The organism is Mesorhizobium prunaredense (assembly GCF_900156895.1).
In the GTDB taxonomy this organism is placed as follows: domain Bacteria; phylum Pseudomonadota; class Alphaproteobacteria; order Rhizobiales; family Rhizobiaceae; genus Mesorhizobium; species Mesorhizobium prunaredense.
Genome location: NZ_FTPD01000001.1, coordinates 62,002 through 82,398, shown reverse-complemented (window position 1 = coordinate 82,398; position 20,397 = coordinate 62,002). Strand labels below are relative to the sequence as shown.

The 20,397-nt window shown below is 62.4% G+C and carries 24 protein-coding genes; 12 read left to right on the top strand and 12 right to left on the bottom strand.

The genetic code is table 11. The annotated features are described in order from the left end of the window. The first annotated feature begins 63 nt into the window (after positions 1-63). The 8 genes from BQ8794_RS00465 to BQ8794_RS00430 all read left to right on the top strand — a co-directional run bounded on the left by BQ8794_RS00465 (position 64) and on the right by BQ8794_RS00430 (position 6,845). On the top strand, positions 64-915 hold the full coding sequence (locus BQ8794_RS00465) for an RNA methyltransferase (RefSeq protein ID WP_077372419.1): 852 nt from the start codon (positions 64-66) through the stop codon (positions 913-915). Positions 916-1,143: 228 nt separating this feature from the next. After that, positions 1,144-1,956, top strand: coding sequence for a glutamate racemase (gene murI / locus BQ8794_RS00460; RefSeq protein WP_077371566.1), 813 nt, complete (start codon positions 1,144-1,146; stop codon positions 1,954-1,956). A gap of 62 nt (positions 1,957-2,018) precedes the next feature. Beyond that, the gene (locus BQ8794_RS00455) at positions 2,019-2,207 is read left to right on the top strand and encodes a DUF3008 family protein (protein WP_023717374.1); all 189 of its coding nucleotides are present in this window, start codon (positions 2,019-2,021) and stop codon (positions 2,205-2,207) included. Positions 2,208-2,575: 368 nt separating this feature from the next. After that, on the top strand, positions 2,576-3,193 hold the full coding sequence (gene rpsD / locus BQ8794_RS00450; RefSeq protein WP_023798277.1) for a 30S ribosomal protein S4: 618 nt from the start codon (positions 2,576-2,578) through the stop codon (positions 3,191-3,193). 137 nt (positions 3,194-3,330) lie between these two features. Next, complete coding sequence (ttcA, locus tag BQ8794_RS00445) at positions 3,331-4,212, top strand: tRNA 2-thiocytidine(32) synthetase TtcA (protein ID WP_077371563.1); 882 nt, start codon at positions 3,331-3,333, stop codon at positions 4,210-4,212. Continuing rightward, positions 4,209-5,036 carry an inositol monophosphatase family protein gene (locus BQ8794_RS00440; RefSeq protein ID WP_077371560.1) on the top strand — a complete coding sequence of 276 codons (828 nt, stop codon included), beginning with the start codon at positions 4,209-4,211 and terminating at the stop codon, positions 5,034-5,036. Before ttcA ends, BQ8794_RS00440 begins: the two co-directional genes overlap by 4 nt. 142 nt (positions 5,037-5,178) lie before the next feature. Next, a complete protein-coding gene (ppaT, locus tag BQ8794_RS00435) occupies positions 5,179-6,357 on the top strand; it encodes a pyridoxamine--pyruvate transaminase (RefSeq protein WP_077371557.1) in 1,179 nt (392 codons plus the stop codon). Positions 6,358-6,443: 86 nt separating this feature from the next. After that, entirely contained in the window at positions 6,444-6,845 is a 402-nt protein-coding gene (locus BQ8794_RS00430; RefSeq protein WP_077371555.1) for an energy transducer TonB, read from the top strand. Positions 6,846-6,858: 13 nt separating this feature from the next. Here the strand turns inward: BQ8794_RS00430 and BQ8794_RS00425 are convergent, their stop codons facing one another. The 5 genes from BQ8794_RS00425 to BQ8794_RS00405 form a co-directional block, all read right to left on the bottom strand. After that, positions 6,859-8,103, bottom strand: a complete 1,245-nt coding sequence (locus BQ8794_RS00425; protein WP_077371552.1) for a multidrug effflux MFS transporter — start codon at positions 8,101-8,103, stop codon at positions 6,859-6,861. Positions 8,104-8,213: 110 nt separating this feature from the next. Next, positions 8,214-8,549: a Grx4 family monothiol glutaredoxin gene (grxD, locus tag BQ8794_RS00420; protein WP_023798253.1), complete on the bottom strand. Its 336-nt coding sequence runs from the start codon at positions 8,547-8,549 to the stop codon at positions 8,214-8,216. A gap of 173 nt (positions 8,550-8,722) precedes the next feature. After that, entirely contained in the window at positions 8,723-8,956 is a 234-nt protein-coding gene (locus BQ8794_RS00415; RefSeq protein WP_077371549.1) for a BolA/IbaG family iron-sulfur metabolism protein, read from the bottom strand. A gap of 86 nt (positions 8,957-9,042) precedes the next feature. After that, positions 9,043-11,283 (bottom strand): phosphoribosylformylglycinamidine synthase subunit PurL, encoded by a 2,241-nt coding sequence (gene purL, locus BQ8794_RS00410; protein ID WP_077371546.1) that lies wholly within the window; start codon positions 11,281-11,283, stop codon positions 9,043-9,045. A gap of 143 nt (positions 11,284-11,426) precedes the next feature. Then, complete coding sequence (locus BQ8794_RS00405; protein WP_077371543.1) at positions 11,427-12,839, bottom strand: aminotransferase-like domain-containing protein; 1,413 nt, start codon at positions 12,837-12,839, stop codon at positions 11,427-11,429. 92 nt (positions 12,840-12,931) lie between these two features. Between BQ8794_RS00405 and BQ8794_RS00400 the strand changes: the two genes are divergently transcribed. Further along, positions 12,932-13,177: a DUF1127 domain-containing protein gene (locus tag BQ8794_RS00400; RefSeq protein WP_077371540.1), complete on the top strand. Its 246-nt coding sequence runs from the start codon at positions 12,932-12,934 to the stop codon at positions 13,175-13,177. 40 nt (positions 13,178-13,217) lie between these two features. On the opposite strand, the gene BQ8794_RS00395 is transcribed toward BQ8794_RS00400, so the two are convergent. From BQ8794_RS00395 to purC, 5 genes are read right to left on the bottom strand one after another with little or no spacing between them, the layout of a single operon-like run. Then, a complete protein-coding gene (locus BQ8794_RS00395) occupies positions 13,218-13,634 on the bottom strand; it encodes a hypothetical protein (protein WP_077371537.1) in 417 nt (138 codons plus the stop codon). Between the two features lie 44 nt (positions 13,635-13,678). Next, positions 13,679-14,347, bottom strand: coding sequence for a phosphoribosylformylglycinamidine synthase subunit PurQ (gene purQ, locus BQ8794_RS00390; protein WP_077371534.1), 669 nt, complete (start codon positions 14,345-14,347; stop codon positions 13,679-13,681). Beyond that, entirely contained in the window at positions 14,344-14,598 is a 255-nt protein-coding gene (locus tag BQ8794_RS00385) for a hypothetical protein (protein ID WP_077371531.1), read from the bottom strand. The genes purQ and BQ8794_RS00385 overlap by 4 nt, the downstream gene beginning before the upstream one ends. 18 nt (positions 14,599-14,616) lie before the next feature. Beyond that, entirely contained in the window at positions 14,617-14,859 is a 243-nt protein-coding gene (purS, locus tag BQ8794_RS00380; protein WP_023798246.1) for a phosphoribosylformylglycinamidine synthase subunit PurS, read from the bottom strand. 42 nt (positions 14,860-14,901) lie between these two features. After that, positions 14,902-15,696 (bottom strand): phosphoribosylaminoimidazolesuccinocarboxamide synthase, encoded by a 795-nt coding sequence (purC, locus tag BQ8794_RS00375; RefSeq protein ID WP_077371528.1) that lies wholly within the window; start codon positions 15,694-15,696, stop codon positions 14,902-14,904. A gap of 277 nt (positions 15,697-15,973) precedes the next feature. Here purC and BQ8794_RS00370 point away from each other — a divergent pair, with 277 nt between their 5' ends. Together BQ8794_RS00370 and BQ8794_RS00365 are read left to right on the top strand one after the other, a co-directional pair. After that, a complete protein-coding gene (locus BQ8794_RS00370; protein WP_077371525.1) occupies positions 15,974-16,294 on the top strand; it encodes a DUF1476 domain-containing protein in 321 nt (106 codons plus the stop codon). A 210-nt stretch (positions 16,295-16,504) separates the two neighbouring features. Further along, positions 16,505-17,278, top strand: coding sequence for an HpcH/HpaI aldolase family protein (locus tag BQ8794_RS00365; protein ID WP_077371522.1), 774 nt, complete (start codon positions 16,505-16,507; stop codon positions 17,276-17,278). Here BQ8794_RS00365 and BQ8794_RS00360 read toward each other — a convergent pair. Next, complete coding sequence (locus BQ8794_RS00360) at positions 17,275-17,823, bottom strand: RBBP9/YdeN family alpha/beta hydrolase (protein WP_077372416.1); 549 nt, start codon at positions 17,821-17,823, stop codon at positions 17,275-17,277. The two genes, BQ8794_RS00365 and BQ8794_RS00360, sit on opposite strands and share 4 nt — an antisense overlap. A gap of 248 nt (positions 17,824-18,071) precedes the next feature. Between BQ8794_RS00360 and BQ8794_RS00355 the strand changes: the two genes are divergently transcribed. Further along, a complete protein-coding gene (locus BQ8794_RS00355; RefSeq protein ID WP_077372412.1) occupies positions 18,072-18,884 on the top strand; it encodes a VOC family protein in 813 nt (270 codons plus the stop codon). A gap of 176 nt (positions 18,885-19,060) precedes the next feature. Here BQ8794_RS00355 and purB read toward each other — a convergent pair whose 3' ends face one another. Continuing rightward, positions 19,061-20,368, bottom strand: coding sequence for an adenylosuccinate lyase (purB, locus tag BQ8794_RS00350; protein WP_077371519.1), 1,308 nt, complete (start codon positions 20,366-20,368; stop codon positions 19,061-19,063). Between the last annotated feature and the right edge of the window lie 29 nt (positions 20,369-20,397).

Below are 20,397 nucleotides of genomic sequence, written 5' to 3'. Positions count from 1 at the left end.
CATTTTCGCGGCCGGATATGGCAGCGGACGCTGAAATGCCGCAAACAGCAGTTCATTGAGACAATGCAAGCCAGCAACGACATCCTTCCTGCCACCGGCCCGGCGATCATCCTGGTCGAGCCGCAGCTCGGCGAGAATATCGGCATGGTCGCGCGCGCCATGGCGAATTTCGGTCTGTCCGAACTGCGCCTCGTCAATCCGCGCGACGGCTGGCCGAGCGAAAAGGCGCGCGCTGCCGCGAGCCGCGCCGACCACGTCATCGATGCCGCTACAGTATATGACGATCTTGCCTCGGCGGTCGCCGACCTGAACTTCGTCTTCGCCACCACGGCGCGCGCGCGCGACAATTTCAAGCCGGTGCACGGACCGGTCGAGGCGGGCAGGGCGCTGAGAGCGCGGCAGCGATCCGGACAGCGCACCGGCATCCTGTTCGGCCGCGAGCGGTTCGGGCTCTATAATGACGAGGTCGGCCTCGCCGACGAGATCGTCACCTTCCCGGTCGATCCCGCCTTCTCCTCGCTCAACATCGCCCAAGCCGCCCTGCTGATGTCCTATGAGTGGGTGAAGTCGGGCCTGGAAGATGAGACCAAAACCAATTTTTCCAGTCCCGACATGATGCCGGCGACCAAGGAACAGTTGCACGGCCTGTTCGCCTATCTGGAAGGCGCGCTCGAAGCACGCGGCTATTTCCGCCCGGCGCCGAAGAAGCCGAAAATGGTCGACAATCTGCGTGCGGTGCTTACGCGCGCCGGCTTCGCCGAGCCGGAGCTCAAGGTGCTGCGCGGCATAATATCATCGCTGGACAGGTTTTCGCCGGCCATGCCGCGCGGCGATGGATCGCCGGGCGATGATCCAAGGCGGCTTCCGGCAGCGGCGGCGCGCGCCGACAAGGCGACAGACAAGGACCAGGCCTAAGAGACAGTCTCTAATGCATGTCGCGCAAAAGTGCGCAGCGGTTTTGCGATAACAACATGCATAGAAACAAGAACTTAAAGCGCCTCGCATGAATCCGTTCAACACGACGCGCTTTAGCCGTAACCGAATGTTATTTGGTGTAGTGCATCATCCCAAGATGATGGGATGTGTGACCATCCTCCCGCCGCGGGCCGCAGCCTCCTCCGCCTTCCCCTGTAGACGATGACAATGATCGATCCTTCAAGCGCCCGCCCGATCCTGATGTTCGATTCCGGCATCGGCGGCCTGACGGTGCTGCGCGAAGCGCGCGTGCTGATGCCCGACCGCCGCTTCGTCTATGTCGCCGACGACGCGGCTTTCCCTTACGGGGCTTGGGAGGAAGCGGCACTGAGGGCACATGTGCTGGAGCTGTTCGGCAAGCTGCTCGACCGTTTTTTGCCGGCCATTTCGGTCATCGCCTGCAACACCGCCTCGACATTGGTCATCGAGGCGTTGCGCGAAAGATTTCCCGGTCATCCTTTCGTCGGCACGGTGCCGGCGATCAAGCCGGCGGCGGAACGCACGCGCTCCGGGCTGGTTTCGGTGCTGGCGACGCCCGGCACCGTCAAGCGCCAGTATACCCGCGACCTGATCGGCAAATGGGCGCAGAAATGCCATGTCCGCCTGGTTGGCAGCGACAGTCTGGCGGGACTGGCCGAAGTCTATATGCGCGATGGTTTTGTCGATGAAGAGGCGGTGCGTGCCGAGATCGCGCCGTGCTTCGTTGAACATGACGAACTGCGGACCGACATCGTCGTGCTTGCCTGCACCCACTATCCCTTTCTGGCCAATCGCATGCGCAAGACGGCACCCTGGCCGGTCGATTGGCTCGATCCCGCCGAGGCGATCGCACGGCGGGCGCTCTCGCTGCTCGCGGGCGCCGAGGCCAGCCACCGCGGCGAGGCGTTGCCGGAAGGCGCCGACCTTGCTGTCTTCACCTCGAAGCGGGTCGATTTCCCGACTCGCCGGCTGATGCAGGGGTTTGGGCTGGCGATTTCCTGATATCTGGGAACATCACCACGACCGGTGCGTTTTTCCCTCATCGCAAGACGGGAGAAACGATCATGCCAGCCACTTCAAAAGCCCAGCAGAAAGCCGCCGGCGCGGCATTGTCCGCCAAGCGCGGCGAGACCAAGAAGAGCGAGCTCAAAGGCGCTTCGAAGGGAATGTACAAGTCGATGAGCGAAAAGCAGCTCGAGGAGTTCGCCGAGACCAAGCGCAAGGGCCTGCCCGAGAAGAAATCGAAACACTAGCCGCTCGTCCGCAGCCTAGTCCGGTCCCATGGTTGGATAGCCGCGGTCCAGCACACATCGCGCGGGGTACCGCGGCGTATCGGCTGCCATCACCGACGCCAGCCGCGAGCTTGACACCAGTTAAATCTCCGTCTAATCAGCCCACCAACACTGGGCCGCAATGTCCGGTGGTTTCTTTATGTGCGCAAGACATTTGGGAAGCCGCTCTATTCCTCCCGGAGTCTTGTCTAGAATGACGTGTCCCGTGGGTTTTCCGCCGCGTTGCGTGGGAGAACCCTGTCAGGTCTCGAAAACGGGGGCCAGAGGAGGGCGCGTTTCCTTCACCCGGACCATGAGGTGCCGGGTGTGTCTTTTTGAAAGGGAATGCGATGAGCAAGCGCGAATCCGCGAAATACAAGATCGACCGCCGTCTCGGCGAAAACATCTGGGGTCGCCCGAAGTCCCCGGTCAACAAACGCGAATACGGTCCCGGCCAGCACGGCCAGCGCCGCAAGGGCAAGCTTTCCGATTTCGGCCTGCAGCTGCGTGCCAAGCAGAAGCTGAAGGGTCACTACGGCGACGTGTCGGAAAAGCAGTTCCGCAAGGTCTATGAAGAGGCGAACCGCCGCAAGGGCGACACCTCGGAGAACCTGATCGGCCTGCTCGAGTCGCGTCTCGACGCGGTCGTCTACCGCGCCAAGTTCGTGCCGACCATTTTTGCCGCTCGCCAGTTCGTCAATCACGGCCACATCAATGTCAACGGCAAGCGCGTCAACATCGGCTCGTACCGCTGCAAGCCGGGCGATGTCATCGAAGTGCGCGAAAAGTCGAAGCAACTGGTGATCGTCCTGGAATCGGTAGGCCTGGCAGAGCGCGACGTGCCCGATTACATCGAGGTCGATCATAACAAGATGACGGCGTCCTTCGGCCGCATCCCCGGGCTGTCGGATGTTCCCTTCGCCGTGCAGATGGAACCGAACCTGGTCGTCGAATTCTATTCGCGCTGATCGATTTTCTTCATCTGCGACATCATCGAAGGCCGCCCTCGAGGCGGCCTTTTTTTTGGGGTTCCGAAAATCGATTTCGATTTTCGGGCCGATGCGCTACTCCGGGCAGCAACAAGGAATTTCGGGGCCGCCGCGCCATGAACATGCTGCCAGAAACAATCGAACCGACCGCCGATGCCGCAGGCGGCTTTCATCCGCTGTTTGCCGATGTGCCGTCCTCCGTCGAATTCAACAAGCTGCGCAAGCGGCTGCTGCGTCTCGCCCGCCAGGCGATCGACGATTTTTCGATGGTCAGGCCCGGCGATCGCTGGCTGGTCGCCTTGTCTGGCGGCAAGGATTCCTACGGTCTGCTTGCGTTGCTGCTCGACCTCAAATGGCGCGGGCTACTGCCGGTCGACCTGTTGGCCTGCAATCTCGACCAGGGCCAGCCGAACTTTCCGAAACACATTCTGCCCGATTATCTCAACACATACGCCATTCCGCACCGCATCGAATATCAGGACACCTATTCGGTGGTGACCGACAAGCTTCCCCAGGGCAGCACCTATTGTTCGCTGTGCTCGCGGCTCAGGCGCGGCCATCTCTACCGCATCGCGCGGGAGGAGGGCTGCTCGGCTTTGGTGCTCGGCCACCACCGCGAAGACATTCTCGAAACCTTTTTCATGAACCTGTTGCATGGCGGGCGCCTCGCCGCCATGCCGCCAAAACTGCTCAACGACGACGGCGATGTCATGGTGCTGCGGCCGCTCGCCTATTGCGCCGAGGCCGATCTCGAAAAATTCGCCGGCGCCATGAAGTTCCCGATCATCCCGTGCGATCTGTGCGGCAGCCAGGACGGCTTGCAGCGCAATGCGATGAAGGCGATGCTCGACGACCTGGAGAAGCGCATGCCTGGCCGCAAGGACACGATGATCCACGCCATGACCAATGTGCGGCCCTCGCATCTGCTCGACAGGAAGCTGTTCGATTTCGCCGCACTCAACGAGACCCTGACCGGCAAGGCAAGACGTTCCCGATGACATTTGACGATACCGCGATCGACTGGCTGGCCAAGCTTCTGTCCGACGCTGCCATTGCCGAGATCATGCCGCGCTTTCGCCGGCTGGATGAGGGCGACATCCGCCAGAAGACCTCGGCAGCCGATCTGGTGACGGAGGCCGATGTGAGTGCCGAGCGGCTCATCACCGTCAGGCTGCGTGAGCGCTACCCCCAGGCGATGATCGTCGGCGAGGAAGCCTGCTCCGACGACCCGGCGCTGCTCCAGGGCCTCGGCGAAGCCGATCTCGCCTTCGTCATCGATCCCGTCGACGGCACTTTCAATTTCGCCTCAGGCGTGCCGCTGTTCGGCGTTATGCTGGGTGTCGTGGTGAAGGGCGAGACCGTCGCCGGCATCATTCACGATCCCATCGGCAAGGACTGGCTGATCGGCGCCAGGGGTGCTGGCAGCCACATACGGCATGCGCATGGCACTTTGGAGAAGGTGCATGTCGCCGAGCCTGCACCGATCTCGCAAATGACCGGCGCGGTTTCCTGGCAATATATGCCCGAGCCGGAACGGTCACGGCTGGCCCGCAACCAGACGAAATCCTTGTCGCAATTCGGCTATCGCTGCGCGGCACACGAATACCGCCTGCTGGCGAGCGGCCACGCCCACTTCGTCGTCTACAACAAGCTGATGCCGTGGGATCATCTGGCCGGTGTGCTGATCCATGCCGAGGCAGGTGGTTACGCTGCGCGTTTCGACGGCAGCACCTATCGGCCGTCGCATGTCGGAGGTGGCCTTCTTGTCGCACCGGACGAAGCAAGCTGGCGCGAACTGCGCCGGGAACTCTGGGCGGAATAGGCTGTTTGGCATCGGGCTCGGATGAAGCCAGCCGAGGATTGTGGCGCCGAGCTGATGTATTCGCACGACATGGAGAACTTCAAGACTTATCGGACCGGCACGCAGTTCTACGGCTGATCGCCGCCGATGCGGAGACAAGACCATGCGCTATCTCGAACACGCCGAACCGGTCATCACGCTTACTGCCGGGCCGGTGAACGCCTATCCCGATGTGTTGCGCGGCCTCGGCCGCACCGTGCTCTACGATCACGACCCGGCGTTCCAGCTCTTTTACGAGCGTGTGGTCGACAAGGCGCAGAAGACGATGCGGCTGTCGAACAAGCCGGTCATTCTGCATGGCGAGCCGGTCCTTGGCCTGGAAGCCGCGGCAGCCTCCCTGATCACGCCCGACGACGTCGTGCTCAACCTTGCCTCGGGAGTCTACGGCAAGGGGTTTGGCTATTGGGCGAAGCGCTATTCGCCGCATCTGCTCGAAATCGAGGTGCCCTATAACGAGGCGATCGACCCGCAGGCGGTTGCGGCAATGCTGGAAGCGCATCCGGAAATCAGCATCGTTTCCGTCTGCCATCACGACACGCCGTCGGGCACCATCAACCCGATCGACGCCATCGGCGCGCTGGTTTCGGGGTATGGCGCCTATCTGATCGTCGACGCCGTTTCGTCCTTCGGCGGCATGAAAACGCATCCTGAGGACTGCAAAGCCGACATTTATGTCACCGGCCCGAACAAATGCCTCGGCGCGCCTCCTGGGCTGACGATGATGGGCGTCAGCGAGCGGGCCTGGGCGAAAATGAAGGCCAACGAGGCAGCGCCACGCGGATCGATGCTCAGCATCGTCGATTGGGAGCATGCGTGGTCGAGGGATAAGCCGTTTCCGTTCACGCCGTCCGTCGCGCAGATGAACGGGTTAGACGCCGCGCTCGACCTCTACCTCAACGAGGGACCGGCGGCGGTGTGGGCGCGCCACGCGCTCACCGCCAAGGCCATGCGCGCCGGCGTCGCCGCGATGGGTCTGTCGATCTGGGCGGCCAGCGACATCATCGCATCGCCGACCACGACCGCCGTCAGGACACCCGAAGGCGTCGACGAGGAGGCGCTTCGCCAGGCCGCGCGCGCCCGCTACGGCGTGGTGTTCTCGTCTGGCCGCGGCGAAACATTGGGCAAGCTGACGCGCATCGGCCATATGGGCCCGACCGCCCAGCCGATCTATGCGATCGCGGCGCTGACGGCACTTGGCGGCGCGATGAATGCTTTGGGCGAAAAGCTCGCGGTCGGCAAAGGCATCGATGCGGCGCTGGCCGTTATCGACGCCGACGTCTGAAAGGATCCATCCGCAGCGCTGATACTCGATGGAAGCTTTCGTCGAAAAATTCGATTACATTTGTCCGCGCGAAACCGGAGACCGGAATGAAACCTCGGTCCGCAATTGTCGCCCTTACCCTTGCCCTGGTTGCCGGTCCTAACGCGGCAACACCGCAGGAACGCGCCTGTCACAGTCCCGAACCCGTCGACACCATAAACGAGATGTTCTCCGCGATCTTCGCCTGTTGGGAGCCGCCGCCCGGAACCGCGGGCATGGCCCTGACGCTGCAGTTCTCAATTCGCCGAAACGGCACGCTTATCGGCAAGCCTCGCGCCACCTACTCCCGTCTAGGGGATGATGGCAGCCTCAACCGGGCCTTCGTCGCCTCCGTCCTCGAGGCTCTCGACAAGGCTCTGCCACTGCCCGTTTCGGACAGCATGGGTGGAGCGATCGCAGGGCGTTTGCTGTTCCCTCGCTTCACCGCAGCGAGCGGGGGTGAATCCTGAAGCGCGCCCGGCATTAAACCGGCGGGTTCTGCGGCTGGAAGAATTTGCCGCGCTCGGCGATCAGCACCATCACCAATGCGCCAAGCGAAACGCTGCAGAATCCGGCGGCCAAGGGCGTCACCGTGCCGTTGAAGGCTTGGCCGATCAGCGTGCCGAGAATGCCGCCGAGGAAGGTCTGCATGAAGCCCAGAATGGACGACGCTGTCCCGGCCAATTGGCCGAGCGGCTCCATGGCGAGTGCGTTGAAATTCGCGCCGAGTGCGCCGAACGGGACCATCGTGCAGGCAAAGAAGGTGATGAAAAGCCAGAGCGGCATCTTCATCTGGATGGAAACGACCAGCCAGGCGAGGCTGATGGCCAGAAACAAGAGCAGCGCGCTTTGCGAGAGGCGGCGCATGCCGATGCGACCGACAAGGCGCGAATTCAGATAGTTCGAAAAGGCGAGCACGCCGGCGATCCCTGCGAAAATCACCGGGAACATCTCGCCGACACCGAAGACGCCAACATAGATCTGCTGCGCCGAGTTGATGAAGCCGAACATCGCGCCGAAGGCAAAGGTGCTGGCGAAGGCATAGCAAAGTGCCATGCGATTGGTCAGCACGATCCGGAAGCCGCCGATGATGGATTCGGCTGTTAGCGGCCTGCGAAATTCGGGACGCAGCGTTTCGGGCAAGCGCAGCAGCGCCCACGCCGACACGATCAGGGCCCCGGCCGCCATGGTGATAAAGATCACGTGCCAGGTCGCGAACAGCATGATGAACTGGCCGATGCCGGGGGCCACCACCGGAATTGCCATGAACACCATGAAGATCAGCGACATGACTTCGGCCATGCGCCGGCCGTCGAACGTGTCGCGCACGATTGAGACGGCGATGACGCGTGTGGCCGCGGCGCCGATGCCTTGCACCAGCCTGCACAGAAGAAGAATAGCGAATGATGGGGCGATGGCCGCCGCAGCCGCCGCCGCTACATAGATCACCAGTCCGACGACGAGCGGAGCACGGCGTCCGAAGCGGTCCGAGATCGGCCCGAAGAAGAGCTGCCCGCCGCCAAAGCCCAGAATATAGGCGGCAATCACATATTGGCGGTGGTTTTCATTTTCCACGCCCAGCGAGGCGCCGATCTGCTGCAGCGCCGGCAGCATGATGTCGATGGCCAGCGAGTTGAGCGCCATCAACGCCGCGCAAAGCGCGATGAATTCCCAGCGCGGAATAGGCAAGGTATCCGCCTGTTGCTGCGCGTCTGCATGCTGATCCACGGCAAATTCCGATCTTCAAACGAAAAAGCGCCGGCGCACCGGCGCATTCATTCGTCTTGTGCCCCGATACCGGGGAGATAATCAGCTTGGCGAAGTGCGCTACGTGTTCGTCAGGCGGCGCCTTTGACGCTGACGCCCTTTTCGACGAGGAACGTCTGCAGTTCGCCTGCCTGGAACATCTCGCGGACGATGTCGCAACCGCCGACGAACTCACCTTTAACGTAGAGCTGAGGGATCGTCGGCCAGTTGGAGTATTCCTTGATACCTTGCCGCAGCTCGGCCGAGGTCAGCACGTCGACGCCCTTGTAGTCGGCCCCGATATAGTCGAGGATCTGCACGACCTGACCGGAAAATCCGCATTGCGGAAAACCGGGCGTGCCCTTCATGAAGAGAACGACGTCGTTGGCCTTCACTTCGCTGTCGATGTAGTCGTTGATACCGCTCATAGAAAATCCTTTCATGCCCGCGGGAGTCGGACTCGAAACATGCCCTTTCAAATAAACCCATAGGTTGCCTGAAACAAGACGTCTGCCGCCTCGTCAGGCAAATGGCGCAAGGGATGGCCTGGGCCAAGAGCATCGGACGGCGATTTTCCCAAGGCAGCAAAGCCCTAAAAAAGCTATTCCGGCACGCTGGTCTGCAAAGCGAGCGCGTGCAGCACGCCGCCCATATTGCCCTTCAACGCGTCGTAGACCATCTGATGCTGCTGGACGCGGCTTTTTCCGCGAAAGCTTTCGGCCACCACTTCGGCCGCATAATGGTTGCCGTCGCCGGCCAGGTCGCGAATCGTCACCTTGGCGTCCGGAATGCCTTCCTTGATCAGCCGTTCGATGTCGTGCGCGTCCATTGCCATGCGAGGATTCCTTGTTCAACTCGTGATCTCATAGATATGATCGAAATGGCGGATGAACCACACCCAAACGACCCCGCTCGATCAAATCAGGGGTCCACGACCTCATTTGCCATGAAGCGAGGAAACCAGGATTCGTGGGCAGCGGTCAATTCGCCGACAGGGATCGCCCGCGCCTCGCCGAGTTTCAGGTCGCTGCCGCCGGTCGAGCCGATCCACGGCGCGAAGATGCCGAGCTTGCTCTGCTCTTCGCGAATGGCGTCCCATTCCTTGCTTTGCGGATCGATCGACAGCGTCAAGAGATAGCGGCCCTGATCCTCGCCGAACCAGACCGGGATCGGGTCGGTCCCGACCAGGCCGGGGACCGTCGCGCCGATGCCGGACGCCATCGCCATCTCGGCCAGCGCGACGGCAATGCCGCCATCGGAAACGTCATGCGCTGATGTCACGACGCCGGAGGCGATCAGGGCGCGTACATGGTCGCCGACGCGCTTTTCGTGGTCGAGGTCGACCGGCGGCGGCGGGCCGTCGGCGCGGCCATGAATGTCGCGCATATAGGCCGACTGGGCGAGATGCGTTCCCCACATGGATGGCGCGCCGACGAGCAGGATCATCTGGCCCTCGGCGGCAAAGCCGATCCGCGCCATCCTGGACCAGTCGGCGATCAGTCCGACGCCGCCGATAGTCGGCGTCGGCAAGATGCCTTGCCCGTTGGTTTCGTTGTAGAGCGAGACATTGCCGGAGACGATCGGAAAGCCGAGCGCGCGGCAGGCGTCGCCGATGCCTTTCACGGCGCCGACCAACTGGCCCATGATCTCGGGTCGTTCCGGGTTGCCGAAATTGAGGTTGTCGGTGGCCGCGAGCGGCAGCGCGCCGGTGGCGGTAAGGTTGCGCCAGCATTCGGCCACCGCCTGCTTGCCGCCCTCGTAAGGGTCGGCCTCGCAATAGCGCGGCGTCACGTCGGAGGAGAAGGCGAGCGCCTTGGTCGGATGACCCTCGACGCGCACCACGCCGGCATCGCCGCCGGGAAGCTGCAGCGAATTGCCCTGGATCAGCGTGTCGTACTGTTCCCAGACCCAGCGGCGCGACGACAGGTCGGGCCCGCCAAGCAGTTTCAGCAGCGCCTCGGCGACATCGGCTTGCGGTGCATCGCCGGCCGCCAGCGGCGCCGGCTTCTTCGGCTCGGTCCAGGGACGGTCATATTCCGGCGCCTGGTCGCCAAGGTCCTTGATCGGCAGATTGGCGACCTCGTCGCCCTGGTGCAGGACGCGAAAGCGCAGATCGTCGGTGGTCTTGCCAACGATGGCGAAGTCGAGGCCCCATTTGTGGAAGATCGCCTCGGCTTGCTTTTCCTTTTCGGGGCGCAGCACCATCAGCATGCGCTCCTGGCTCTCCGACAGCATCATCTCATAGGCGCTCATGCGCTCCTCGCGCACCGGCACCTTGTCGAGGTCGAGCTCGATGCCGAGGTCGCCCTTGGCGCCCATCTCGACCGCCGAGCAGGTGAGGCCGGCAGCCCCCATGTCCTGGATGGCGATGACGGCGCCGGACGCCATCAGTTCGAGGCAGGCTTCGAGCAGGCATTTTTCGGTGAACGGGTCGCCGACCTGAACGGTGGGCCGTTTCTCGTCGATCTTGTCGTCGAATTCGGCCGAGGCCATGGTGGCGCCGCCGACACCGTCGCGGCCGGTCTTGGCGCCGAGGTAGACGACCGGCAGGCCGACGCCCTTGGCTTCCGACAGGAAGATCGCATCGGTTTTGGCAAGCCCTGCCGCGAAGGCGTTGACCAGGATGTTGCCATTGTAGCGCGCGTCGAAATTGACCTCGCCGCCGACCGTCGGCACGCCGAACGAATTGCCGTAGCCGCCGACGCCGGCAACGACGCCGGCAACCAGATGCCTGGTCTTGGGATGGTCCGGCGCCCCGAAGCGCAGCGCATTCATTGCCGCGATCGGCCGCGCGCCCATGGTGAAGACGTCGCGCAGGATGCCGCCGACGCCGGTCGCCGCGCCCTGATAGGGCTCGATGAAGGAGGGGTGGTTATGGCTCTCCATCTTGAAGACGACGCAGTCGCCGTCGCCGATATCGACCACGCCGGCATTCTCGCCGGGCCCCTGGATGACCTGCGGCCCGGTGGTCGGCAGCGTGCGCAGCCACTTTTTCGAGGATTTGTAGGAGCAATGCTCGTTCCACATCGCCGAAAAGATGCCGAGCTCGGTAAAGCTCGGCTCGCGCCCGACCAGGTCGAGGATGCGCTGATATTCGTCGGGCTTCAGCCCGTGCGCGGCAATGAGTTCCGGAGTGATCGGCACGGAATTGGAAATGGTCATGGGCGGCAATTTATGTCCTTGGGATCGAGTCCCGTCTTATCGCAAGCTTTGCAGCCGATACACCCATCAAGCGACAAAAACGACGGGAAAGGATGCAGCAAGCAGCGAAAGATCGCCACTCGCCCCGTTGGTTTCAAGCCGGTTCAGGAGAAACTGTCGTAGCCGGCGCGGCCCTCGTCCAGCAGCCGCCGGATCACGCCGACGCCGCCCGCGATGTCCTCTCGTCGCTCCGGCTGTGAAACGCCAAACCGCACGCCGTGAAAAACCTGCTCGGAACGGCCCGCCTTGAACTCGTCCTCATCGTCGATGAGCACGCCATGTTCGAGACAGGCGTTCTTGAAGGTGCCGGAAAGCCATGGATCGGGCAGGGTGAGCCAGATGAAGGGCACATTGTCCAGTGCGTTGAAGTCGAATCCCGCCAGTGTCTCGCGCACGATCGCCACGCGCGCGTTGATCTCGACGATGCTGCGCTTGCGCATCTCGCTGGCCTGGCCGGACAGCACCAGCCGGCTGCACAGTTCCGCCAGCAGGAAGGGGAGGCCGCCCGTCAGCATCTTGTGAGCGACCCGGATCCGGTGGCGATAGGCCGGCGGACAGGCGAGCCAGCCGCCGCGAACGCCCGCCGCAACGGATTTCGACAGGCCGCCGGCAACGATGGTCCGTTCGGGGGCATATTCGGTCAGGAGCGGCGTCGGGTCGTCGGTCAGATCGCCATAGAGATCGTCCTCGATCAGGATGACATTGTATTCGCGCGCGACGCGGGCGATGGCCTCGCGGCGCGTTGCCGACAGCGTCACCAATGTAGGGTTCTTGGCCGTCGGCATCAAAAACATCATTTTCGGGTGTTTTTGCGCGCAGACGCGCTCGAAATCTTCTGGATCGATGCCTTCCGCGTCCGACGTCACTAATGCGGTGCGGCGGCCGATCAGGCCGGCGCTGCGTGAAATCTGCGAATAGGTGAGGTGCTCGAATACGATATAGTCGCCGGGCGTGGTCAGCGCGGCAATCGCCGCCATGACCGCGGCATGGGTGCCGAGCGTCGGAACGATGCCGTCGGGGCGAGGGCGAAACGAATTTCGCGACAGCCAGCTGCAGCCGGCCTCGAACCAGCGGTCAGGAAAATCCCGCGTATAGCTTGAAATCTCATACGGATGCTCCTGCGCCGTGCGCGACAGCACATCGGTGACAATGGCGCCCTGGCCGGTATCAGGCGCAGCGGTGCTGTCGAAGCGCAGTTTGCCGCGAGGCGCATCGATAGAGCGCGTGCCTTCGACGTGCGGGTCGGGCGCCAGCAGATCGGTCTTGGTATCATGCCGGCCAAGCACATAGGTTCCACGTCCGACTTCGCCGCTCACCAGCCCCCGCTCGCGCAACAATTGGTAGGCCCTGCCGACGGTGCCGACGGTCGCGCCGATGTCGTACGCCAGATCGCGCTGCGGCGGCAGTTTTGCCCCGGCGGCGATCAAGCCGCGGTCGATGTCGGTTTCGATGGAATCGGCAAGCCGCTGATAGAGGGGCCCAGAGCCAGACGTAAGATCGGGAAGCCAATTTGTCATGGTGACAATTTTCTATATTGCACCGAATTAAGAGTCAATACATATAAATCTCGCGAAAAAAGGGTACAATCTCGAATTTTGGTGGCAAGAAAATGGCTGCAATCGATACAATTCGTTACACGAGAGCTGAATTGCCCGGAGCCCGCCCGTCAGGCCGGCAAGGCTATGTCCGTCGCCTGGTGCGAATGGTCAGCTCACTCGCAAACCGGATCGGCAGCTTGCTGGATCGCCGGCGCAGCCGGCTGGTCTTGCTGGAGATGACCGACGATCAGCTCAAGGATATCGGCATCTCGCGTGCCGACGCCCACCGTGAGGGTCTGAGGCCGTTCTGGGACTGAGAATACGCCGGCTTCGACCTGCAGGCAGCGGCTCACAGCCCTATGCAGCCGCACCGCAGGCCGGATTGCCGGCCTGCCAGCGGGCAATGTCCGAGCCGATGCGTGCGCCGAGCGGTTCGGCCATCAGCGGACCGTACACGTCCACCCGGCGTGAATTGCCCTGTGCCTGCACGACCAGCAACGGCTTTCCGCCATACTGTTTGACCGGGACGAGCAGGAAGCGCGGCGTACCGGTGAACGAATTCAGCTCGTTGGCCATCTGATAGGGTTTGAAAGCGGGATCCTTGCTGGCGATCCAGCATTTGTGGGCAGCGATCGCCACCTGCTCCATGGTAAGCAGCGCCGCACTCTTGCCCGAAGGCGCCGGCGCGTTCTTCGGCTTCGACTGGCAGGAGGCGAGCACAAGGCCGGCGGCGGCGACGAGAGCGAGGCGGGCGATCGTCTGTCTCGGGCTCATGCGGCGCCTATGTCGAGTTCGGGAAGGGGATGAACGCTGAAGAATCAAGCGGCGATGCCAAGCGCACTTTCGAACAGTGCCCGGCCGTCGCTGCCGCCATGAGCCGCTTCGATCAGGTTCTCGGGATGCGGCATCAGGCCGAGCACATTGCCCTGGCCGTTGATGATGCCGGCAATGTCGTTGATCGAGCCGTTGGGATTGGTGCCTTCGGCATAGCGGAACACGACCTGGCCTTCGCCTTCGAGCCTGCGCAGCGTCTCGGCGTCGGCAAAATAATTGCCGTCACGATGCGCTACCGGCGAGCGGATGATCTGGCCTGGCTGATAGCGGCGGGTGAACATCGTGTTGGCGTTGGCGATCCGCAGCTTGACTTGCCGGCAGACGAATTTCAGCGACGTGTTGCGCATCAAGGCGCCCGGCAAAAGGCCGGCCTCGACCAGGATTTGGAAGCCGTTGCAGACGCCGATGACCATCACCCCCTTGGCCGCCTTTTCGGCGACCGCCCGCATCACCGGCATACGCGCCGCAATGGCGCCGCAGCGCAGATAATCGCCGAAGGAGAAGCCGCCGGGAATGGCGATCAGGTCGACGTCGGGAATTTCGGTGTCGGTCTGCCAGACCGTGACCGGCGGCGTTCCCGAAATCTTGGTCAGCGCCGCGATCATGTCGCGGTCACGGTTGAGGCCCGGCAGAAGAACGACGGCTGAATTCATTTCGGTTCGTAAGGCCCCTGGGCTTCGGCAAGTTCACGCAATTCGAGACGGCGCTCTATGCGTTCGAGACGATCGTCTTGACGGCCAAGAATGCCGTAGATGTTATGGATGTCGCTTTGCGTTGCGACCATGTGACCCCGAACTACGTTCAACTCCCGCTTCACTTCGGAAACATCTTGTCGAAGTTCAGCAACGTCGTGGTGCACACGCTTCAGGAGCTCGTCCATCAACTCGTTCGTGGCTTCAGTCATCTGCCCTCCGGCACAACCTCAGGTAATGGCCACACTATAGTTCTCAATCACCGTATTCGCCAGAAGCTTGTCGCACATGGCTTTGAGATCGGCTTCGGCCTTGGCCTTGTCGCTCTCAGCAAGCTCGACGTCGAAAACCTTGCCCTGCCGCACCTGGCCGACGCCGTCAAAGCCCATCCCGGACAATGCGTGTTCGATCGCCTTGCCTTGCGGGTCGAGCACGCCGTTCTTGAGGGTTACGGTAATGCGGGCCTTGATCACGCTGGACATGCTCCTGTTCGAAGTATTGAGCGGCAAGAAATCTCAGTGCGGCTTGCCTTTGAGGCCATCGGTCGAGGCGACAAGCACTGGTCCGGCGGGACGCAGCGGCTCGTTCTCGTTCATGATGCCAAGGCGGCGGGCGACTTCCTGATAGGCTTCGACCAGACCGCCCATGTCGCGGCGGAAACGATCCTTGTCGAGCTTGTCCTGGGTCGCCACGTCCCACAGACGGCACGAGTCCGGCGAGATCTCGTCGGCAACGACGATGCGCATCATGTCGCCTTCGAACAGCCGGCCGCATTCGATCTTGAAGTCGACAAGCTGGATGCCGACGCCCATGAACAAGCCGGAGAGGAAGTCGTTGACGCGGATGGCCAGCGCCATGACGTCGTCGATCTCCTGCGGGCTTGCCCATCCGAAAGCGGTGATGTGCTCTTCAGACACCATCGGGTCGTCGAGCGCGTCGGCCTTGTAATAGAATTCGATGATCGAGCGCGGCAGCACGGTGCCTTCCTCGATGCCGAGACGCTTGGCCAGCGAGCCGGCGGCGACGTTGCGCACGACCACCTCGAGCGGGATGATCTCGACTTCCTTGATCAGCTGCTCGCGCATGTTGAGCCGGCGGATGAAATGGGTCGGAATGCCCATCCGGTTGAGATGGTTGAAGATGTGCTCGGAAATGCGGTTGTTGAGCACGCCCTTGCCATCGACGATTTCGTGCTTCTTCTTGTTGAAAGCGGTCGCGTCGTCCTTGAAGAATTGGATCAGTGTTCCCGGCTCAGGGCCCTCATAGAGGATCTTGGCCTTGCCTTCATAAATGCGGCGGCGATTTTTCATCTGATCTTTTCTCTGGATTTCCGGACAGGCGGCAAGCGACCAGTTCCTGTCCGTCCGCCTAAATTAGTGCGGCAACGGTAGGGGTTCAATGCCGGTGTCTATCCCAATCGCAGTGTTTGCTCAATCGGCAAATCCTTCCAATCACCGCTTTCCGGAATGAAATGCCGCAGCGCAGCAAGTAACGTAGCATATTGACCGGCCCGCGGCCTTTTGGTTTGTGCTGGGCAAGACACATATTTCGACTGCCAACCAAATCGGATTTGACCGGAGGGATGCCATGAGCAGCATGAAAGACCGCGAAGAGGGCTTCGAGCGCAAATTCGCAATCGACGAGGAACTTCGGTTCAAGGCTTCGGCGCGCCGCAACAGGGCGCTCGGCATGTGGGCTGCCGAAAAGCTGGGCAAATCCGGCGCTGATGCCGAAGCCTATGCCAAGCAGGTGGTTGTCGCCGACATTGAGGAAGCCGGCGATCACGATGTTTTCCGCAAGATTCGCAAGGATTTCGACGAAGCCGGGGTCGACCAGTCGGACCATCAGATTCGCCGCACCATGGACGATCTGATGGCGCAGGCGATTGAACAGATCAAGAACACCTGATCCTTGCTCTGAGCCGATCGACACTCTGGACCAATCGACCGCCCGGTCTCTCCGGGCGGTTTTTCTTTGCCTTTGCAGCTGTTTCCGGCTGAACTGCATTACAGCGACAGGCATCCATTTGGACGCACAAAGTACGCTCTGAAACTTTGACCCCTCGCATCGGGCTTTCCGATTTTTGGACGGGTGCGAGATCGAATAAGGAAGGCGCCTATGTCCCTCAAGTCACGCTTGGTGGCAGATGAAACGTTGTGCACCGCATGGTCCGGCGTGCCTGATGCCCTGACGGTCGAGATTCTTGCCAGACAGGGGTTCGATGCCGTGACGCTCGACATGCAGCATGGCGGACATCACGAGGACAGCGTGCTGCGCGGCCTTGGGCCGGTGCTGGCCGCCAACAAACCGGCGCTGGTGCGCATTCCGGTCGGCCGCTTCGACATGGCCAGCCGAGCGCTCGATTTCGGCGCCGAGGCGGTGATTGCGCCGATGGTGAATTCGGTGGCGGACGCCAGGCTGTTTGCCGCCGCCATGAAGTACCCGCCGCTCGGCGAGCGCTCTTGGGGGCCGACTTATGGCTTTCCGCGTCATGGCAAGGGCGACCATGCCGACTGGCTGCGCGACAGCAACGAGCGCACCATGGCCTTCGCCATGGTCGAGACCCGCGCCGCGCTCGACGCGCTCGACGGCATCCTCGACACGCCGGGAATCGACGGCATCTTCGTCGGCCCATCGGACTTCTCGATTGCCTGGTCGAACGGCGCCGCCGTCAACTCGACGCTCGAAAGCATGATGGAAACAGTCGCCTCGATCGCCGAGCGGACGCGCGAGGCCGGCAAGCATGCCGCGATCTACGTCATCGAGCCGGCCATCGCCGGCCGCGTGGTGTCGATGGGCTATCGGCTGCTGGCGATGGGCTCCGAGCACGCGTTGATCGGTCTGGGGGCAAAGACCCTGCTGAAGAGCGTGAGGGACTCGATCGGCGCCTAAAGGTCCGTCAGGAATTTCGCAAAAGTCATCGATCCTTCGGGCCATGGGCCGAAGCCGGCATCGGCGTTGAGATGTCCGGCCTCGCCAGCGTCGATGAACAGCGAGCCCCAGGCGCCGGCGATGTCCTCGGCCACCTCGAACGTGCAGAACGGGTCGTTGCGGCTGGCGATCACCACCGAGGGAAATGCCAGCGGCTCGCGCGGATAAGGGCCGAAGGTCATCAGGTGCCTGGGTTTTATGTTGGGGTTGGCGACGTCGGGCGGCGCCACGAAGAAGGCTCCGGCGACCGGACGCTGGAACTGTGGCATAGCCTGGATCACGGCGGCGACGCCGAGCGAATGCGCGACGACAACGACCGGTCGCTCGGCCTCGTTGACCGCCTTCGCCACGCTCGCCGTCCAGTCTTCGCGCACTGGCTTCGACCATTCCGCCTGCTCGACGCGGCGCGCCGTCGACAATTTCGATTGCCAGCGGCTCTGCCAATGGTCGGGGCCCGAATTGGTGTAGCCCGGCACGATGAGAATGTCTGCATCCCTGACTTTCATGGCGCGCATGTAGCGAGGGACACGGTTTCGTGCAACCGTGATGATCGGTGCGATACTCACAAATAGTGAACACCATGTTCGCTTCTTGCCGTCTTGTGTGAACGATTGCGATTGACGATCTGTCATCGGGAAGAAACAGCCGTGTAAATGAGAACCAGGATTTGGAACTGACACGACGTACAATGGTAGGTGGCGCCGGGCTCCTGGCTTTGGGGATCTCGTCGAAGGCCGCCCAAACGGAGACTTTGATGAGCGAATTGCCTTTTGCCGCCACGACCCCGGTCAGCGTTGCCCGCGTCGGGCTGCGCGCGCGGAATGCCGAAAGCCTGGCCGCTTACTATCGTGACGTCGTCGGGCTGCGGGAACTCAGCCGCGCCGGCGGCACGTTCACGCTGGGCGCCGCCAATCGTCCCTTGCTCGACATCGAGGCGGATGCAGCGGCGAAGCCCGACGATCCGCGCAGTGCCGGCCTGTTTCACACTGCCTTCCTGCTGCCCGGCCGGGCCGACCTCGGGCGCTGGATCAACCACGCCATCGCCAACAACATCGGCATCGACGGCGCTTCCGACCATCTGGTCAGCGAGGCGCTCTACCTGACCGACCCTGAAGGCAACGGCATCGAGATCTATGCCGACCGCCGCCATGAGGACTGGAAGTGGAATGGTGACAAGATAGCGATGGCGACCGAACGGCTGAATATTTCGTCGGTCGTCGCCGACGTGCCGGCCGGCGATGCCGGCTGGCAGGGCATGCCGGACAACAGCATCATCGGCCATGTCCATCTGCGCGTCGGTCGCCCGGAAGACGCCGAGGCCTGGTGGCAGCAGGAATTCGGCTTCGATACCATGGCGAAATATGGTGACGCCGCGGTGTTCCTGTCGTCAGGCGGCTACCACCACCACGTCGGCGCCAATGCCTGGCAGAGTTCCGGCGCCGGCCGGCGCGATCCTTCCCGGTCCGGCCTCGCCTGGGTCGAAATGCGGTCCGACAATGTGACTGATGCAGCGACGCGCGAGGATCCATGGGGAACGGTGATCAGGACCGTTCCCGGCAAGGCTTGATTCTTCGAACCTGACGGTGCGGCGAGGTCGATGCCGTCTTTCCTTCTCCCTCGTGGGAGAAGGTGGCCTCGCCCACGGTCTTGCCTCCGGCAAGCCCGAGGACAGGCTCCGCGAGGTCGGATGAGGGGTGCTCCAGCTTGGAACCGCCGGCCAGGACCGGTCAAATCGGCGTGGCCTCACGCTTCTCCGAACACCCGCTTGAAGATCGTGTCGACATGCTTGGTATGATAGCCAAGGTCGAATTTTTCACGAATTTCGGCCTCGGGCAAGGCTGCGGTGACCTCCTTGTCGGCCAAAAGTTCCTCAAGGAAATCAGCGCCTTGTTCCCATACTTTCATGGCGTTTCGCTGCACCAGCCGGTAGGCGTCCTCACGGCTGACGCCGGCCTGGGTCAGCGCCAGCAGCACACGCTGCGAATGCACAAGGCCGCGGAACTTGTTCATGTTCTTCAGCATGTTGTCGGGATAGACGAGCAATCTGTCGATGACACTGGTCAGCCGCGACAACGCGAAATCGAGCGTAACAGTCGCATCCGGGCCGATCATGCGCTCGACCGACGAATGCGAAATGTCACGCTCGTGCCAGAGCGCCACGTTCTCCATCGCCGGCATCGCGAACGAACGCACCATGCGCGCAAGCCCGGTGAGGTTTTCGGTAAGCACCGGGTTACGCTTGTGCGGCATCGCTGACGAGCCCTTTTGCCCGGGCGAAAAATACTCTTCAGCCTCCAGCACCTCGGTGCGCTGCAGATGGCGGATTTCTGTCGCCAGCCGTTCGATCGACGAGGCGATGACACCGAGCGTCGCAAAGAACATCGCATGGCGGTCGCGCGGGATCACCTGCGTCGACACCGGCTCCGGCTTCAATCCGAGTTTCTTCGCCACATGCTCTTCGACATGGGGATCGATGTTGGCGAAGGTGCCGACAGCACCTGATATGGCGCATGTCGCAATATCCTCGCGCGCGTGCACCAGCCGCTCGCGGCAGCGTGAGAATTCGGCATAGGCCTGCGCCAGCTTGACGCCGAAAGTGGTCGGCTCGGCATGGATGCCGTGGCTGCGACCGATGGTGACGGTGTCCTTGTGTTCGTAGGCGCGGCGCTTGAGCGCCGCAAGCAGGCCGTCGATGTCGGCCAGGAGGATGTCGCTGGCGCGGGTGAGCTGCACGGCAAAGCAGGTGTCGAGAACGTCTGAGGACGTCATGCCCTGATGAATGAAGCGGGCGTCCGGCCCGACGAATTCGCTGAGATGGGTGAGGAAGGCGATGACGTCGTGCTTGGTGACGCGCTCGATCTCGTCGATCGCCTCGACGTCGAACTTCGCGGCCCCGCCTTTTTCCCAAATGGTTTTGGCGGCCTCCTTCGGGATCACGCCGAGCTCGGCCAGCGCGTCGCAAGCGTAGGCCTCGATCTCGAACCAGATGCGGAACCGGGTTTCGGGCGACCAGATGGCCACCATTTCCGGCCGGGAGTAGCGAGGGATCATCGGTCAGTCCTGAATTGCGAGGGCGTTCG